This is a genomic window from Paraburkholderia elongata, assembly GCF_013177735.1.
Classification (GTDB): domain Bacteria; phylum Pseudomonadota; class Gammaproteobacteria; order Burkholderiales; family Burkholderiaceae; genus Paraburkholderia; species Paraburkholderia elongata.
The window spans coordinates 1-842 of the sequence record NZ_WOEZ01000304.1 but is presented as its reverse complement, the minus strand read 5'-3'; the positions used below and the strand labels follow the sequence as shown (position 1 = coordinate 842).

The window sequence follows — 842 nt, the reverse complement described above, 5'->3', positions numbered from 1 at the left end:
AAGGCCTGATGTGGCCGGTGACGGACAACGATTTCAGCGACGGCTCGTACAACACCTATCCGGAAGGCCATTTCCTGACCCGGCCGATGATGAAGTGGTTCTGGGATGCTTATACAAAGGATCCGAAGCAGCGCAACGAGATTTACGCTTCACCGCTGCGTGCTTCAGGTGATCAGTTGAAGGGGCTGCCGCCAGCGCTGATCCAGGTAGCGCAGTTCGACGTATTGCGCGATGAAGGCGAGGCCTATGGCCGGAAACTCGACGCCGCGGGCAATGAAGTCACCACGGTCCGCTACAACGGTACGATCCACGACTTTGGCTTGCTTAACGCGCTCGCCGGAGACGCGCCGACCAAAGCCGCAACCAGGCAGCTTGCCAACGAGTTGCAGGCGCGTCTGAAGTAAGCCGCGCAACCCCGACCGCGGCGCAGTAACAGCATCGTGCCGCGGCTATCAGGGCATTTGACTTCACGTTCAAGCAAGGCATCCTGATTTGCCGACGCCGAAAAATCGTTGCGAGAGTCTGCTCTGCGGTCAGGTTGAGACGTCGGTCCCGGCCACCGCGAGAGGCTGTTGCGGGTCGTCCTGAATCGGTCATCGTCGGACTCAGTGCGGCCATCTACGGACGTTGGCCCACGCTTTCACGCGGACGTTCGAACGTCGGCTTCTCCCAGACACCGGACCTTCGTGCGCGGATCATATCAGTTGCGTTGTCGGCCACAGCCGTCATTCGCGCCGAATCCTAAGCAAAGGCGAATCCGCTTTCGGACGTTATTTACGGTTGCACGGTACACGGTCAATCCCGAGGGGCAAAGCGCGCAGGGGCAGTCATGGCCTGAACTA

General features: G+C 59.9%; 1 protein-coding gene. It reads left to right on the top strand.

What is annotated here, in order from left to right; all coding sequences use genetic code 11:
* On the top strand, positions 1 to 404 hold a 404-nt coding region (locus GNZ13_RS48655; RefSeq protein ID WP_172178427.1), incomplete at its 5' end, for an alpha/beta hydrolase fold domain-containing protein.
* Between the last annotated feature and the right edge of the window lie 438 nt (positions 405 to 842).